Annotated in this window: 16 protein-coding genes; 10 read left to right on the top strand and 6 right to left on the bottom strand. The window is 61.2% G+C overall.

Features of this window, described 5'->3' with window-relative positions; translation table 11 throughout:
• Window positions 1-52: 52 nt before the first annotated feature.
• Together RHSP_RS16290 and RHSP_RS16285 are read right to left on the bottom strand one after the other, a co-directional pair.
• The gene (locus RHSP_RS16290) at window positions 53-847 is read right to left on the bottom strand and encodes a pyrroline-5-carboxylate reductase (RefSeq protein WP_004119316.1); all 795 of its coding nucleotides are present in this window, start codon (window positions 845-847) and stop codon (window positions 53-55) included.
• Complete coding sequence (locus RHSP_RS16285; RefSeq protein ID WP_004119315.1) at window positions 848-1,567, bottom strand: GntR family transcriptional regulator; 720 nt, start codon at window positions 1,565-1,567, stop codon at window positions 848-850.
• 197 nt (window positions 1,568-1,764) lie between these two features.
• On the opposite strand from RHSP_RS16285, the gene RHSP_RS16280 reads away from it, so the two are divergent.
• The 10 genes from RHSP_RS16280 to RHSP_RS16235 all read left to right on the top strand — a co-directional run bounded on the left by RHSP_RS16280 (window position 1,765) and on the right by RHSP_RS16235 (window position 11,094).
• Window positions 1,765-2,598: a substrate-binding periplasmic protein gene (locus RHSP_RS16280; protein ID WP_037152497.1), complete on the top strand. Its 834-nt coding sequence runs from the start codon at window positions 1,765-1,767 to the stop codon at window positions 2,596-2,598.
• Window positions 2,599-2,666: 68 nt separating this feature from the next.
• Window positions 2,667-3,464: an amino acid ABC transporter ATP-binding protein gene (locus RHSP_RS16275; RefSeq protein ID WP_004119306.1), complete on the top strand. Its 798-nt coding sequence runs from the start codon at window positions 2,667-2,669 to the stop codon at window positions 3,462-3,464.
• Complete coding sequence (locus RHSP_RS16270; protein ID WP_004119302.1) at window positions 3,461-4,123, top strand: amino acid ABC transporter permease; 663 nt, start codon at window positions 3,461-3,463, stop codon at window positions 4,121-4,123. The genes RHSP_RS16275 and RHSP_RS16270 overlap by 4 nt, the downstream gene beginning before the upstream one ends.
• 9 nt (window positions 4,124-4,132) lie before the next feature.
• A complete protein-coding gene (locus RHSP_RS16265) occupies window positions 4,133-4,798 on the top strand; it encodes an amino acid ABC transporter permease (protein WP_004119298.1) in 666 nt (221 codons plus the stop codon).
• 30 nt (window positions 4,799-4,828) lie between these two features.
• Complete coding sequence (locus tag RHSP_RS16260; protein ID WP_004119296.1) at window positions 4,829-5,707, top strand: dihydrodipicolinate synthase family protein; 879 nt, start codon at window positions 4,829-4,831, stop codon at window positions 5,705-5,707.
• Window positions 5,708-5,758: 51 nt separating this feature from the next.
• Window positions 5,759-6,997 carry an NAD(P)/FAD-dependent oxidoreductase gene (locus RHSP_RS16255; RefSeq protein WP_004119294.1) on the top strand — a complete coding sequence of 413 codons (1,239 nt, stop codon included), beginning with the start codon at window positions 5,759-5,761 and terminating at the stop codon, window positions 6,995-6,997.
• A 33-nt stretch (window positions 6,998-7,030) separates the two neighbouring features.
• The gene (locus RHSP_RS16250) at window positions 7,031-8,506 is read left to right on the top strand and encodes an aldehyde dehydrogenase family protein (protein WP_004119280.1); all 1,476 of its coding nucleotides are present in this window, start codon (window positions 7,031-7,033) and stop codon (window positions 8,504-8,506) included.
• Between the two features lie 12 nt (window positions 8,507-8,518).
• Entirely contained in the window at window positions 8,519-9,553 is a 1,035-nt protein-coding gene (locus tag RHSP_RS16245) for a proline racemase family protein (RefSeq protein ID WP_004119278.1), read from the top strand.
• Window positions 9,554-9,563: 10 nt separating this feature from the next.
• Window positions 9,564-10,322, top strand: a complete 759-nt coding sequence (locus RHSP_RS16240) for an SDR family NAD(P)-dependent oxidoreductase (RefSeq protein WP_004119276.1) — start codon at window positions 9,564-9,566, stop codon at window positions 10,320-10,322.
• Between the two features lie 16 nt (window positions 10,323-10,338).
• Window positions 10,339-11,094, top strand: a complete 756-nt coding sequence (locus RHSP_RS16235) for an SDR family NAD(P)-dependent oxidoreductase (RefSeq protein ID WP_004119273.1) — start codon at window positions 10,339-10,341, stop codon at window positions 11,092-11,094.
• A gap of 40 nt (window positions 11,095-11,134) precedes the next feature.
• Here the strand turns inward: RHSP_RS16235 and RHSP_RS16230 are convergent, their stop codons facing one another.
• Genes RHSP_RS16230 through RHSP_RS16215 form a run of 4 tightly spaced genes read right to left on the bottom strand, consistent with a single transcriptional unit; the run spans window position 11,135 to window position 15,942 of the window.
• On the bottom strand, window positions 11,135-12,208 hold the full coding sequence (locus RHSP_RS16230; RefSeq protein ID WP_004119270.1) for an ABC transporter ATP-binding protein: 1,074 nt from the start codon (window positions 12,206-12,208) through the stop codon (window positions 11,135-11,137).
• Window position 12,209: 1 nt separating this feature from the next.
• Window positions 12,210-14,141: a glycoside hydrolase family 127 protein gene (locus RHSP_RS16225; RefSeq protein ID WP_004119267.1), complete on the bottom strand. Its 1,932-nt coding sequence runs from the start codon at window positions 14,139-14,141 to the stop codon at window positions 12,210-12,212.
• A 23-nt stretch (window positions 14,142-14,164) separates the two neighbouring features.
• Window positions 14,165-15,028 carry a carbohydrate ABC transporter permease gene (locus RHSP_RS16220; protein WP_037152422.1) on the bottom strand — a complete coding sequence of 288 codons (864 nt, stop codon included), beginning with the start codon at window positions 15,026-15,028 and terminating at the stop codon, window positions 14,165-14,167.
• Window positions 15,025-15,942: a carbohydrate ABC transporter permease gene (locus RHSP_RS16215; RefSeq protein ID WP_037152420.1), complete on the bottom strand. Its 918-nt coding sequence runs from the start codon at window positions 15,940-15,942 to the stop codon at window positions 15,025-15,027. Before RHSP_RS16215 ends, RHSP_RS16220 begins: the two co-directional genes overlap by 4 nt.
• Between the last annotated feature and the right edge of the window lie 37 nt (window positions 15,943-15,979).

The following is a 15,979-nucleotide window of genomic DNA, read 5'->3' as shown; positions in this document are numbered from 1 at the left end:
AACGGTGCCGTTGGTCGAAAGTCTAAATCCACGTCCCCTCCGGGATGCGCTCTCACAGATTGTGGTCGCGCCCCTCGATGCGCGCCAACACCCGATCCAACGCCGAGACCAATGCGGCGCGTCCACCCTTCGTCTCGAAATCCGACAGGACCTGCTCGTTCAGCCCACCTTTTGTCGCGAATTCCTCGCTGAGCGAATGAAACGAATGGACAGTCTTCCCATTGGCCCGCTGAGCGAGGCTTTCAAAAAGCGGTGCGATATAGGCTTGCCCCTTCGGTCGACCGAGGCCGTTCTTTTCCAGCCAGTCGGTCGTGAACTCCATGACGCCAAAGAAGGTCGACATCATGGCGCTGGCAGCGGCAAGAAGATCATACTCCTTTCGGGATTCGCATTGAACGGCCGTGCCGAGGGCATCGAAGAGGGCGGCAATTTGGGGATTAGGCGGGTAGATGGCGGTCACGCCCCGGCGATCTGCGACGAAAGGCAAGGGGATCGCCTGTACCAAATCTATCTCGGCCCGGATCCAATCGAGCAGGTTTTGCCGCTCCATCGTGGCGATGACGCTGACGATGCGTTGTTCATTCCTGAAACGGAGCGCGCGTATCACCTCTTCGGCGATCTGCGGACGTATGGCGAGGACCACAATGTCGCTGTGATCAACCACCGTCTGGTTGTCTGCTGCCACGGTGACGTCGTCGAATTTGGCGGCAAGCCTTGCTGCGATGTCCGCGTTGCGAGGCGAGACATAGACCTTAGAGACATGTGCCGGCTCGGCCAATAGGCCCTGTATCATGGCCTCTGTGATCGCACCGGTTCCGACAAAGCCGATCGTCTTCATATCTGCCATCTACTCCGCAGCTCGCGCGGGTCCGAGCGGGACGTCGGTCGTATAGTTCTCGCGCATGAAATTGATGAAGTTATCCTGGAATTGGCGGGTGTGAGCATGGGCGAGCTCATCTGCCAGGTCGACGTTCTTATCCCGGATCGCCTCCAGCATCAGGCTATGCTCGTCCGTGAGGAGATACCCCTCGTGGGTGCGTTCCAGATATTCGAAATGCAGGTGCAGCATGCGCTGACCCTGCGACAGGAGCTTCTCATAGAAAGATGCCAGATAGTGGTTCTTTCCCGCATAGGCGATCGCCATGTGGAATTCTTTGTTCGCCTCCGACATCGCCAGATGATTTCCGACTTTCACGGCGGTCGCAAATGCCTTTTCCCGTTTGGCAATCAGCTTCAGGTCGGTATCGGTTCGAAGCGCCGCCGCCAGGCGCGTGTTCATCCGCTGGGCGATGTCGAGTGCCTCCACATACTTTGGAAAGCTTCCCACTTCGATGGGTGCGACGATCGTGCTGCGGTTGGACAATGTCACGACGAGTTCGTCCGCGCCCAGGCGGATCAAGGCTTCGCGCACCGGCGATCGCGACATGTCGAAGCGCTCGGCCAGGGTTGTTTCATCGAGAAGCTGACCCGGCGGCAGGGTGAGGGCGAGGATCTCGTTGCGCAGCGTTTCATAGACGCTTTTCCAGCCGGTTCCCCGGACCCGTTTCACTTCAGTCTCGTCAGACACTTAAGTCCCTTTCATTCGCACATATGACATTGGGCCAGAAAAACAGCGTGTCGGCAATGTAATTTTTTCGCTTGACTTTGTCGACACGGTGTTGACATAAATTTGTCAGTCGACACGCAGCCGACAGAAAATTGAAAAGAAACGGCCAAAGCCGACGAGTGGAACCGCGCTTCGCGCACAGCAAAAGAGGAATGCCGATGCTTTCGAAGTTGATCACGTCCGCCTTGCGGGCGTTGCCCGCGCTCGCCCTTATGGCAGGCGTTTCCGCAACCAGCGCCTATGCTCAGACCGCCGATGGCTATTGGCAGGGCGTGCAGAAGGCCGGTGTCCTGAGATGCGGTGCGGCGGTTGCTCCGCCCTACGTCATGCGCGACCCGGCAACGGGCGAATATTCGGGCTTCTTTGCCGATCTCTGCAAGGAATTCGCCGATGTTCTCAAGGTGAAGCCGCAGTTTGTCGATACGACCTGGGACAATATCGTTGCCGGTCTTCAGGCCGGAAAATGGGACGTCTCGCTGGCGCTGAACCGCACGGCGACCCGCGCCATGGCGGTCCAGTTCTCGATCCCGGCGATGGAATATCAGATCTCGCTCGCCTACAATAAGAACAATTCGAAGATCCCGGCGACCGCAGTTTCGGTCGCCGACATCGACAAGGCTGGCGTCACGATCGCAGTCATGTCCGGCACGGCCCAGGACAAGGCGATCTCTGCAGCCGTGAAAAGCGCAACCATCATGCGCCTTCCGGGCAATGACGAGACGCGGCTGGCCCTTACCTCGAAGCGAGCCGACATTCTGGTCGACGCATCCGATACCAACCAGCTTCTCACCCAGGCAAATCCCGATTGGGCCGTGGCCCTCAACCCGAAGCCTGCGCTTGCCAAGCAAGGCGTCTCCTTCGGCCTGCCGCACAACATGTCGGCCTCGGATGTCGAAGTCGCAAACATCTTTCTCGAGGAGAAGGTTGCCACCGGTCATGTCGACGAACTGATCCGCAAGGCCGTCGGCGAAGTTCTCAAGGGCGCAAAATAAGTCCCGCCCGGCGTCGGCGCTTTGTCGCCGGCGCACCCTCTCGCTGTTCAGATAAACCGAGATCGGCCATGACCACGTCTTTCAGTCTCCCCCTCGTTAAAATGCAGGCGCTCCACAAGAGCTACGGCAACGGAGCCGTCCAGGTGCTGAAAGGCATCGACATCGAAATGAAGCCCGGTGAGCGCGTCGTGGTCATCGGCCCGAGCGGCGGCGGCAAGAGCACGCTGCTCCGGGTGATGATGGGCCTCGAGCAGATAGATAGCGGGTCGATCAGCTTCGATGGGAAAGCCTATATTTCGTCCGAAGGCCTGGGCAAAAAGACCCTCATCGATACGGAGGTCCGCCGGTCGATCGGCATGGTCTTTCAGCACTACACGCTCTTTCCGCATCTGAACGTGATGCAAAACCTCGTTCTTGCGCCATGCAAGGTGCGCGGGGAAGCCAAGGCGCATGCGGCGAACCGCGCCCAGGCTCTCCTCGAGCGGTTCGGTTTGGGAGCAAAGGCCCGGGCCTATCCGGCCCAGCTCTCCGGTGGCCAGAAGCAGCGCGTCGCCATCGCACGCGCCCTGATGCTGGATCCGAAGCTGATGCTCTTCGACGAGGTCACATCGGCGCTCGACCCGGAGCTTGTGAGCGAGGTCGAACAGGTGATCCTTCAGCTGGCATCGCAGAACATGCCGATGATGATCGTGACCCATGACATGTGGTTTGCGAGGAACATCGCCTCGCGCGTGATCTTCTGTGCCGGCGGCGTGGTCGTCGAGGACGGCCCTCCCGAACAGGTGCTCGGCTCTCCCCGGGAGGAACGAACCAAGGAATTTATCGACCGCGTCTTTCACATCAAGCAGCAGGGGGCGGTTGCGTGAGTTACACCTTCGACTTCAACGCAGTCTCGATCGCGCCGCTCCTGCAGGGCCTTTGGGTTTCTCTGGAACTGACCGCGGCGGCCAATGTCATCGGTATCGGTCTGGGCTTTGTGCTCGCCCTTCTGATCATGAGCCCTTATCGGCCTGTCCGCCTGCCGTTCATGCTGTTCGTCGAGTTTTTCCGCTGCACGCCAGCCATCGTTCAGATCGTCTGGATCTTCTACTGCGTCCCGATGATCTTCGACGTCTTCCTCGATCCGATCACCATGGGTGTGCTGGCGCTCGGGCTGAACCTCATGGCCTTCAATGCCGAGGCCTATCGGGCGGCGATCCAGGCGGTTCCGCGCGAACAGCTCGATGCGGGTATCGCGCTCGGCCTGTCGCCGCTGCAGCGCGTTCTCTACATCGTCTTCCCAACTGCATTCCGTGCCTCGATCCCCGTCCTGCTGACGAACGGCATCGTCATCTTCCAGCAGAGCGCGCTGGTCGCGATCGTCGCAATCCAGGATCTCATGTACCAGGGAAAGACGCTTGCGACCGAAACGTACCGACCGATCGAGACATTCACGGTCGTCGCGCTCATCTATTTCGCCGTGTCCTTCCCGATCACGCAGATCGTCGGCTTCCTTGAACGCCGCCGGCAACTTCTCGTCAGCTAGGAGGCCAGGATGACACTCGATTTCTCGATCCTTCTCCGCTTCGAGCATGCGCTTTTGCTCGGCCTTTGGATGACGATCAAATTGACGCTCATCTGCATTGTGCTCGGATGCTCCCTCGGCTTTCTGGTGGGTCTCGCCAGAACCTCCGGCAACGTCGCGATGCGGGCTGTTTCCAGCATCTATGTCGAGTTCTTTCGCGGGACGCCGGTGCTCATCCAGCTCTTCTGGATCTTCTTCTGCCTGCCTCTGTTGCTCGGTGTCGAGCTGTCGAACCTCGCATCGGGTGTGATTGCGCTGACCCTCTATATGGGTGCGATCACCAGCGAGACCTTTCGCGCAAGTCTGAAGTCGATTGGATCGGAGCAGCTGGACGCCTGTGTTGCGCTCGGGCTCCCGCGGAATATCCAGATCGTCAACGTCGTGCTTCCACAGGCCGTCCTGCGCGCGATCCCGACGCTGCTTTCGAACTGCGTCAGCCTGTTCAAGGAAAGCGCCCTGGTTTCGGCCGTCGGCATGGCCGATCTGATGTTCGTCGGCCAGAACATCTCGAACAATACAGCGCGACCCGTCGAGGTGCTGACCGTGGTCGCGCTGATCTATTTCGTCATCGCATTTCCGCTGACGCGAGCCGTCTCGCTCATCGAGGCGCGCATACTGAAGAAACTCGCCCTCTAAACGCAATTGCCTCACATACAGGAGACTTCCATGAAACTGTCCGGCGTCATGCCCGCGCTCATCACCCCCTTCGACGCGAACGGCAGGGTCGATTTCAAGGCCTTCGAAAAGCATCTGACTGCGCTGCGCGCCGCCGGTGTGACCGGATGGGTGCCCATGGGGTCGACGGGAGAATATTCGGCAATGTCGAACCCGGAACGTGACGATGTGCTGCGCTTCGTCAAGGACTTCGCCAGAGAAGGCGAGGCCCTGATTGCCGGCACAAATGCGCCGGCCACCCGCGAAGTCATCGAGAATACGCTTCGGGCCAAGGAGATCGGCTACGACACCGTCTTGCTGGCGACGCCTTTCTACACGCGCCCGACACAGGACGAACTGCTCGCGCATTTTCGCCGGGTGCTCCAGGCGACCGATATCAACCTCGTTCTCTACAGCTATCCCTATAAGGATGGCATCGAGATAGGATTCGACATCCTCGATGCGCTCGCCGACGACCCTCGCGTTCTCGGTATCAAGGAAAGCTCGGGTTCCCTGCAGCGCGCGGTCGATATCCACTCCCGCTACAATGGGCGTATCGACCTGATCTCCGGCTCTGACGACATTGCTCTCGACTTCATGTTCTGGGGCGCCGATGCCTGGATCTGCGGGCCTGCCAACTGCATGGCAAAGGCCTGCGTCGATCTCGATCGAACCTTCCGCTCGGGCGATCTCGCAAGTGCGCGCGAGAAGATGATCGTGCTCTATCGCGCGATGAATATCCTCGAGAGCGGCAAGTTCGTGCAGAAGGTCAAGTATGGCTGCGAGCTTCAGGGCCTGCCGGTCGGCAACAGCCGTGCGCCGCTCGGCGAACTGACGGCCGATGAGAAGGCCGAGTTCAAGGCTGCCATGCAGCCGATCTTGAACTGGTAAAGGATGAGGGCGGCAAGACCGCTCCGCCCCTTAAGCAAGCATGAGGTCGTCATGACATCTACCGTGGTCGTGGGAGCCGGAATCATCGGCGCCGCCATCGCATACGAGCTTCAGCGTCGCGGCAGGGTCGTCACGCTTCTGGACAGGAATGAGCCGGGCACCGGTGCTTCCTTTGGCAACATGGCAAGCATCGCCGTCACCGAATTCATGCCGGCCTCGCGGCCGGGCATCTGGGCGCAGATGCCGAAGTGGATGCTCGATCCGGAAGGGCCGGTGCGCATCCGGCCATCCTATATGCCGAGGCTGATGCCGTGGTTCGTTCGCTTTCTGGCGGCAAGCCGGCCATCGAAGCTCCGCGCCCTGGAAGCCGCAGGGGCAGCGCTCTGCAGGCGCGTCCACGAGGATCTGGACGCTCTGCTTGCGGAGACCGGGCTAAGGCACATGCTGAGCCAGGAAGGCTGCCTCAGTCTTTACGCTGACGATGCGGAATTCCGCGCCGATCGGGAGCATATCGAGATCCTGGATCGCTTCGGTTTCCGCTATGAGGTAATTGGCGCCAACGCGATACGCGATCTGGAACCCGCCCTGACGACGAAAATCGGAAAGGCCGTCCTCTTTCCCGACAACCGCTCGATAGCCGACCCTCACAAACTCGTGGTCGCCATCGCGGATAAGTTTCAGGCGCTCGGCGGCTCCGTGGACCAGGGTGAGGCGGTTGGATTCGAGCATGGCGAAAGCGATATATCCGCCGTGGTGCTTCGAGATGGACGAAAGATCGTCGCGGACGAGGTCGTTCTGGCTGCGGGCGCTTTCACGGGATGTCTTTCCAGGGTGGTCGGTGAGCCCATACCGCTTGAAACAGAGCGCGGTTATCACACCCAGCTCACGGAGCCGGGGATCTCCATGCGCCACTCTATCATCTGGCCGGCGAGAGCCTTCATGGTGACACCTACGGCCGGCGGGATCCGGGTCGGCGGGACCGTGGAGATGGCGGGCCTTGATGCACCGCCGGACTATCGTCGCGCCAAGGTGCTGGTGAAACGGGCGAGGGAGGCGTTGCCGGAACTGCAGGCCCACCGAGCGTCGGAATGGATGGGCCACCGCCCCGCCTTGCCGGATACCGTGCCCATCATCGGGCCGTCCGCGAGGCGAAAAAACCTTTGGTATGCTACCGGCCACGGCCATCTCGGGCTGACTTACGCGGCGACAACAGGCCGGCTGATGGCCGATCTCGTCACGGGCGTCCAGCCGCCCGTGGACATGAAACCCTATCGTGTCGACCGCTTTTGAGCCGGCCGCCATTCCGAAAGCAAGGAATTTGACATGCGCACAGAATTGTACATCGACGGCAAATGGGTGAAGCCGGTCGGGGGCGGGACCTGCCTCGTGACCAATCCTGCCACGGAGGAGACGATCCAGACGATCGCGGCTGCGACGGCCGAAGACGTCGACGCGGCGGTGAAGGCGGCTCGTCGTGCCTTCGACCGGGACGGTTGGCCGAAGCTGACCGGTGCCGAGCGCGCGAAATATCTTCGCGCCATCGCAGAGGGCATTCGTGCCCGGCAATCCGAAATTGCCCGCCTGGAAGTCCTGGACAACGGCAAACCTTTCCCCGAAGCGGACTGGGATGTCGCCGACGCGGCGGGCTGCTTCGATTTTTATGCCGGACTTGCCGAACAACTCGACAACAATCCTGAAGAACCGATCGCCTTGGCCGACGATCGCTTCACGTCGAAAGCGGTCAGGGAGGCTATTGGCGTTGCAGGCGCCATCATTCCCTGGAACTATCCGCTGCTGATGGCGGCCTGGAAGGTCGCTCCGGCGCTGGCCGCCGGATGCACCGTCGTCCTCAAGCCTGCCGAGCTGACATCCCTTACCGCTCTGGAACTCGCCGCCATTGCCGACGAGGCCGGATTGCCGCCGGGCGTCCTCAATATCGTCACCGGCGCCGGATCGGTGGCTGGTCAGGCGATCATCGATCACAAGGGGGTCGACAAGCTGGCCTTTACCGGGTCCGGCCCCGTCGGTTCGAAGATCATGGCCGCCGCCGCCCGCGACATCAAACGCGTCAGCCTTGAGCTTGGCGGCAAGTCGCCCTTCGTCGTCTTCGAGGATGCCGACATAGATCAGGCCGTCGAATGGATCATGTTCGGCATCTTCTGGAACCAGGGGCAGGTCTGCTCTGCGACCTCGCGCGTTCTCGTTCACGAGGCAATCTATCAGCGCCTGCTCGCCCGCCTGATAGAGGAAACGGGCACGATCACGATCGGCAATGGCCTCGATGAAGGCGTGCTGCTCGGCCCGCTGGTCTCAAAGCGCCAATACGAGCAGGTCATTGCCGCAATCGAAGCCGCCCGCAAGGCAGGTGCGACCGTCGCCTGCGGAGGCATCCGTCCGGAAGGGTTCGACAAGGGCTACTATCTCCGGCCGACCATCCTGACCGATGTTCCGCTCGACAGCGATGCATGGGTCGAGGAGATTTTCGGCCCCGTCGTCTGCATACGGTCCTTCAAGACGGAGGAGGAGGCGATCGAACTTGCCAACGACTCCCGTTTCGGTCTCGCCGCCGCCGTCATGTCCAAGGATGACGTCCGCGCCGAGCGGGTGGCCGCAGCTTTCCGGGCCGGCATCGTCTGGATCAACTGCTCGCAGCCTACATTCACCGAGGCACCCTGGGGAGGCTACAAGGAATCCGGCATCGGTCGCGAGCTCGGTCGCTGGGGCCTGGATAACTACCTGGAGACCAAGCAGATCACCAAATACATCACCGACAAGCCCTGGGGCTGGTACATCAAGTAGGGGATTGCGTCGATGCGTTTCGAGAAATCGCTCGAGCTGCTGCTCGTCCATTGCCAAGGCGAACTCGGCCATGTGCTTGTCGGCGGCGCGCCGGAGATCCCCGGCGCAACCATGCTGGACAAGATGAACCATATCAACACGGTCGATGACAGCCTCCGGCGCTTCGTCACTTTCGAACCGCGTGCCAACGTCGCGATGTCGGTCAATCTCCTGCTGCCGCCGATCCGATCTGACGCCGATGCTGGCTTCATCGTGCTCCAGGCGGACCGGGCACATCCCATGTCGGGGAGCAACTGCATCTGTGTCGTTACGGCGTTGCTTGAAAGCGGCAGGGTGCAGATGCAGGAGCCGGAAACCACCGTTCGCCTCGACACGCCCGCCGGGCTGGTCGTCGCTCACGCGAGGTGTAAGGGTGGCCGGTGCCTGAGCGTCAGTCTCGACAATGTGCCAAGCTTCGCAGAACTGCTCGATCATGAGATCGATACGCCGGCATGGGGGCGGATCAAGCTCGATATCGCTTTCGGCGGCGTCTATTATGCGCTCGTTGACGTCCATCAGATCGGGCTCGCCATCGAACCCGGCAATGCCCGTGCTCTTGCCGAGGCCGGTATCAAGCTCAAGCAGCTTCTTGCGGAGCAAGTCGAGGTCAGGCATCCGACGCTGCCGGGGATCGACGAAATTGCCTATGTCATGTTTCGCGACAGCGAAGCGGACGGCGCCATCCGTACTTGCACGACGCTGCAGCCGGGCAGGGTGGACCGCTCGCCCTGCGGAACGGGCAGCTCCGCCAATCTGGCGAGCTTGCATGCACGCGGGACCGTATCCGTGGGCGACAGCCGCACGTCGCGCTCCATCATCGGTGGCGAGTTCCAGGCGCAAGCGATCGGCGAGACCGAAATCGGCGGGCGGCGAGCAGTGCTGCCGCGTATTACCGGCCGTGGGTATGTCTATGGCCGTACCGAACTTCGCATCGCGGACGACGAGCCGTTTGCCACGGGGTTCGCCCTATCCGACACCTGGGGACCGCAGGTCGATCTGCTGAAATGAGGAGGAGCACATGAGCAAGCCGCTTGAGGGTCAATCGATCCTTGTCACCGGTGCATCAGGTGGGATCGGCGCCGCCATTGTCGAGCGCCTCGCCGCCGAAGGCGCCCGGGTGGCCATTCACTACGGACGGGACAGGGAAAAGGCACGCCACCTTCTCGATCGCATCGGTGGACGGGGCTGGATCATCCAGGCGGATTTGTCGAGGCCTGAAGGCCCGTTCGAACTGTGGGCGAGGGCGATAGATGCGGCGGGGCGCGTGCATGCGCTGGTAAACAACGCCGGCATCCGCACGGAGATATCGATCGACGCCACGGCCGATGACTGGCAGGCTGCATGGCAGAAAGAGTTCCAGGTCAACTTTTTCGCGGCGGCAGATCTTTCCAAGGAGGCCATCCGGCATTTCAAGGCAAATGGCGGAGGCCGCATCGTCAACATGGCAAGCCGTGCCGGGCAGCGCGGCTATGCCGCCGATGCCATGCCCTATGGCGCGACGAAGGCCGCTCTTGTCAATCTGACGAAATCGATCGCCAGAAGTTTTGGCGCCGACGGCGTGACGGCCGTGGCGATCGCGCCCGGCTGGGTGAGAACCGACATGGCCGAAGACTTCGTCGCAAAGCACGGGAAGAGCGCTGCGGTGGGCGACATACCGATCGGCGAAATGGCGGAGCCGTCGGAGGTCGCCGAACTTGTCGCCTTCGTTCTGCGTCCCACGCAGGCCTCGCTCAACGGAACGACACTCGACGTTAACGGCGGCAGCTATATCAGGTAAACAAGGGGAGCCTCTCATGAAGCGTTTTGAAGAAAAGGTCGCTGTCGTCACCGGTGCGGGCGGCGGTATCGGATCGGCAATCGCCCGTCGCCTGTCCGCAGAAGGAGCGCTCGTCGTCGTCACCGACGTGAACGCCGAGGCTGCCGCCCAAGTCGTCAGGGATATCGCGGCCGAAGGCGGTGCCGCAACCATGATTGCCGCCGACATTTCGAAGAAAGGCCCGTGCTATGCGCTTATCGAGCAGGCATTCGCCCTTCGCGGCCGCCTCGACATTCTCGTCAACAATGCCGGCATCAATCGGCGCGGAAACCTTCTGTCTCTTTCCGACGAGGACTGGGAAGACAGCTTCACCGTCAACCTCGATTCCATGTTCCATCTCTGCCGCGCGGCCCTGCCGCATATGATTGCAGCCGGCGGCGGGGCGATCGTCAACACGGCGTCCCAATGGGGACTTTATCCGGCTCCCAACCACATCGCCTATAACACCACGAAGGCGGCGGTTGCGGCTTTCACGCAAAACCTGGCTCGAGACTACGCGCCAGACAAGGTAAGGGTAAATGCCGTCTGCCCAGGGGAAATTCATACGCCGATGCTGGAGGCGGGCGTCAGGCGATCGGGCCGCACCATCGCCGATCTCGATAGGTTGGTGCCCTATGGCCGTATCGGCAAGCCGGACGAGGTTGCCGCGCTGGTCGCATTTCTGGCGTCAGACGAAGCCGCGTTCATGTGTGGATCGCTGGTCGAGATTACCGGAGCCCAGGCGGTCGCCTGATCCATATTGACTGACCAGCGTCACTTTGACCGAAGAAATGTCAGCGCAATCGGTTTCCCTTCGCGTCGAAATAGCGCCGACGCAAGGGAGGGCAATGAAGATAGATCGTGTCGCCGCGCTGGATATCCGGTCCTTCTCGGTACTCGGTGATCAAGCTTTGGCCGTCTTCCGTCTGGCAATAGAGGTAGCGTGTCCCGCCGAGATATTCGTCGAAATCGACCTTGACCCGAATGGCGTCGTCGCTGACGGAGACGACGGTCAGATGTTCCGGACGCATGCCGACCATCAGCGTTTCGCCAAGTGGCGGGCTTGCATGCCGAATGTCGGCCTTGATGGAGCCGCCGGCGGTTTTTGCAAGGCCACTGCCGGCCCACTGCGCCTCGATCATGTTCATGCGCGGCGAACCGATGAAGCCTGCGACAAAGCTGTTGGCGGGATCTTCATAGACTTCGCGGGGGCTGCCCGCCTGTTCTATCCTGCCGTCCTTGAGCACGACGATCTTGTCGGCAAGCGTCATCGCCTCCGTCTGGTCGTGCGTGACATAGATCATCGTGTTGCCGAGCTCGCGATGCAGCCGGGCGATTTCGATGCGCATGGAGACCCGAAGTTCCGCATCGAGATTGGAGAGCGGCTCGTCGAACAGGAAGACGTCCGGCTCGCGCACGATCGCCCTGCCGATTGCAACGCGCTGCCGCTGGCCGCCGGAAAGCTGGCCCGGGCGGCGATCCAACAGGTGGTCGATCTTGAGGATCGCCGAAGCGGCTCTGACCCGCGCCTCGATTTCGGCCGCTCCGGTGCGCGCCATCTTCAGACCAAAGCCGAGATTGTCGCGCACGCTCATATGGGGATAGAGCGCATAGGACTGGAAAACCATGGCGATGCCGCGTTCGGATGGGTCGAGATCGGTGACGTCGCGGCCCTTGATGGCGATCTCGCCGTCGGTGACTTCCTCCAGCCCGGCGATCATGCGCAGCAGCGTGGACTTGCCGCAGCCGGACGGCCCGACGAAGACGACGAAAGCGCCCTCTGGTATGTCGAGGTCGATGCCATGGATGACTTCGAGCCCGCCAAAACTCTTGCGGACGCCGGTCAGGCGCATGCCGTTCTTCGTCATATCAGGCTCCGTGACGCATCTGATCGGCGCGGATCCAGACCAGCATTTCGCCGGGCTCGCGATTGTCCCAGAGGTGATAGGGGACGAAACGTGCCGTGGAGCGAACGCCTTTTGGTGGCGCCGTCCGGTAGAGGTCGGAGCCCCAGTCAGCCGTCTCGCGCGTCACTAAAACATCGAGCGCGACGGCCCCTTCCAGCGCGGCAATTTCCGTCGTCTTGGCGGATGCCGGATCGCTCGCAAGCGAAATGCCGTTGAGATCGTGGCCATTGTCGGTCGTCTCGACGCAATAGACGAGCGGGCCGCGCATCAGGGCAGCACGTCCAGCATCCTGGCGGACTTTGGGATTTGCAAACAGCGCGCGCGGGATGAGCGGGAGGATAAGATCGACGCTGTCGCCTGCTTTCCATTCCCTTTCAATGCGGGCATAGCCATCGACCGTGATTGTCGCCAGATCGACCGGTGCGCCGTTGACTGCAAGCGTCGCGCCATCGGCCCATTCGGGAATGCGCAGCGATAGCGCAAATGTCGCGCTGCGATCGGGATTGACCTCGAAGCGGATTGCGCCGTCCCAGGGGTAGCGCGTTGCCTGCGAAAGCTGCACCGCCACGCCGCCGGCCAACGGAATACGCGCTTTGCTCTCGCCGTAGAGATGGACGGCGATCTCGTTGTCGGCGGCGGCATACATATAGGAGCCGACGGAGGCGAGCAGGCGCGCGATATTCGGCGGGCAGCAGGGGCAATGATGCCAGGTCCAGCGGTGATGCTTGCCGGCGCTCTCCAGCGGATTTTCATAGAAGAAGGTCTTGCCGTCCTGCGACAGTCCCGCCATTGCGCCGTTATAGAGCGCCACTTCCATGATGTCGGCATAGCGGCGGTTCGGCCCGCGGCCGAGCATGCGATTGGCCCAGAACACGAGGCCGACGGAGGCGCAGGTCTCGGCATAGGCGCTTTCGTTCGGCAGGTCGTAGTAGTCGGTAAAGCCCTCGTTGGAGGCGGCCGGCCCGATGCCGCCGGTCACATACATCTGCTTGGTCGTCAGATCGTCCCAGAGCGTTTCGAGTGCCGCGGTCAGCGTATCGTCGTTATATTCCGTGGCGATATCGGCCATGCCCGAATAGAGATACATGGCACGCACCGCATGGCCCACGACCTTCGTCTGATCGCGCACCGGCAGATGCGACTGGCTGTATTCATAGGTCTTCTGCACGAAATTCTTGGGATCGCGGCCGTCGCGAAGCGCTTCATCGGTGAAGAAATGCGGTTGCTGGCCGCGCTCGTCGATGAAGTATTTCGCAAGATCGAGATACTTCTTCTCTCCGGTGACGCGGCCGAGCTTGACGAGTGCAAGCTCCACCTCTTCGTGGCCGCAATAGCCGCGAAGCTGGCCTTCGCCATGCCCGAAGACGGTGATCATGTAATCGGCAAAGCGGCTCATGATGTCGAGCAGCTTGCGCTTGCCGGTCGCCTGATAATAGGCGACCGCCGCCTCGATCAGATGGCCGGCGCAATAAAGTTCGTGATGATCGCGGAGATTCGTCCATCTGCGGCCGGGCTGGACGCGTTGGAACCAGGCATTCAGATAGCCATCCTCCTGCTGCAGCTTTTCGTACATGTCGATGATGGCGTCGGCGCGTGCTTCCAGCTCTCGATTGGGACGTCGATAGAGCGAATAGGCGATGGTCTCGATCGACTTACCGAGATCGCTGTCCCAGAACATCTGCGTGGAGCCCGACCAGGCCTGCAAGGGAATGATGATGCCTGGGCTCGGCTGGCCGACATCGATGGCCCGGATCATGCCGGCCTCGACGCAGCGATCGAGCAGCGTCGCAGCGGTAGAATTGCAGATTGCATCCTGGCGGGCGCCGAACAGGCCAGCGAGCTCGACATTCGGAACGGGCACGGGGCGAAACTGGCGGTTTTCTCTGTCAGACATGGTTTGATCCGTTGTTTAAAGGGTTATTTCACCGCGCCGGCCATCAGCCCGCGCATGTAGTAGCGTTGCAGAAGCAGAAAGACGATGACGCAGGGGATGGTCATGACGGCGATGCCGGCCTGGACCGCACCCCAATTGACGGCGCCGAGGCGGCCGGTCCTGACGGCGATCATCAGCACCGGCAGGGTGAATTTCTCGTTGCTAGATAAAAGCACCAGGGCCGCCAGGAACTCGTTCCAGGCATTGAGGAAGGCGAAGATCGCAACGGTCGCGACACCCGGCAGCACCAAGGGGAAGAGAACGCGGAAAAGAAGTTTCAGGTCGCGGGCACCGTCGATGCGTGCGGCCTCCTCGATTTCCTTCGGCACGGCATCGAAGGCGTTGCGCATCATGAAGACCGAAAAGGGAAGCTGCAGCGTCACGTAGACGAGCGTTAGCCCGATCAGTGAGTTGTTGAGGCCGAGCCTTGCCAGGATGATGAACAGCGGCGTCAGGATCGACTGGAAGGGGATCATCAGCGTCGCGATGATCAGGATGAAGAGCGCGCCCTTGAAGGGGAAGCGATAGCGCGAGAAGCCGTATCCGGCAAGCAGGCTGACGATGACGGTCAAAAGCACCGTCGCGACCGAAACGAAGAGCGAATTCAGCGTATGTTGCAAGACGCCGGCGCCGAAGCCATTGAGCGAGCGGTAAGCGTCGAAGCTGAAGCCGGTCGTCGGCCATGGTGGCAGCGGCGGAAGGCTCGCCTCGGTTCCATGCCGGAACGACGACAGCAATGCGATCGCGAAAGGCGCGAAAAAGAAGATGACGATGACGACGCCGATGCCGTGATAGCCGATGCCACCCCAGAGTTTGCGCCTTGCGCGGCGCTCTTTTGCTGTGGTCATGGCCGCTCCTCCCCGACGCGCAGCAGCCGTAGCTGGACGACGCTGATCAGCACCAGAATGACCAGGAGCGCGATCGAGAGCGCGGCACCATAGCCGAGATTGAAGGACACGAAGGACTGGTTGAAGATATAGTAGACCACCGAGATCATGCGGTTCTGCGGGCCACCGCTGGTCATGATATAGAACTGGTCGAAGGCGAGCACCGAGCCGGTGATGGAAATGATCAGCGCGAGCGCGATCGTGCGGCGCATCAGCGGCAGAGTGAGGTGCCGGAAGCGCTGCCAGCGCCTTGCGCCATCGATCCGGGCCGCCTCGGTCAGTTCGGAGGGGATCGCCTGTAGGCCGGTCAACAGAATGATCATGGTGAAACCGGCAATCTTCCAAACCACCATGACGATGATCGTTGCGAAGGCCATGTCGAAATCTGCAAGGAGGTTTGGCCTCTTGTCGACGAGACCGAGCGCCAGCGCAATCGGCGCGAAGAAGCCGCTGTCGACATTGGCAAGCCAGACCCAGAGCAGCGAGGCGGTTGCAAGCCCGATGACGACGGGAAGAAAGATGACCGTTCGATAGAGGCCGACGAACGGCTTGTGTTTTTCGACGAAGAAGGCGAGCGGGAAGGCGACGGCGAAGATCGCAATGGTCACGACGACCGTATAATAGGCGGTGAAGCGCAATGCCGCCATGAAGCGCATGTCGGAAAACATGCGGATATAGTTGCCGAAGCCGATCCAGCGGGGATTGCCGAGCAGCGGCCAATTGTGAAAGCTCATCCAGACAGTAAAGACGACGGGCAAAACGAAGAAGACGATGACGAGCGCCATGGCGGGCGCGATATAAAGAAACCCGTGCCAGCCTGCATGTCTTCGCCGCTTTCTAGGGCGCGCGGTTGCGATGGCTCCAGGACCAGCCATGGAATGCTCCCGATATTGCGATGGAGGAACCGGAGAG

It is taken from the genome of Rhizobium freirei PRF 81 (assembly GCF_000359745.1).
Taxonomy (GTDB): Bacteria; Pseudomonadota; Alphaproteobacteria; order Rhizobiales; family Rhizobiaceae; genus Rhizobium; species Rhizobium freirei.
The sequence above is the reverse complement of the archived record's forward strand: the minus strand, read 5'-3'. Positions and strand labels throughout refer to the sequence as shown.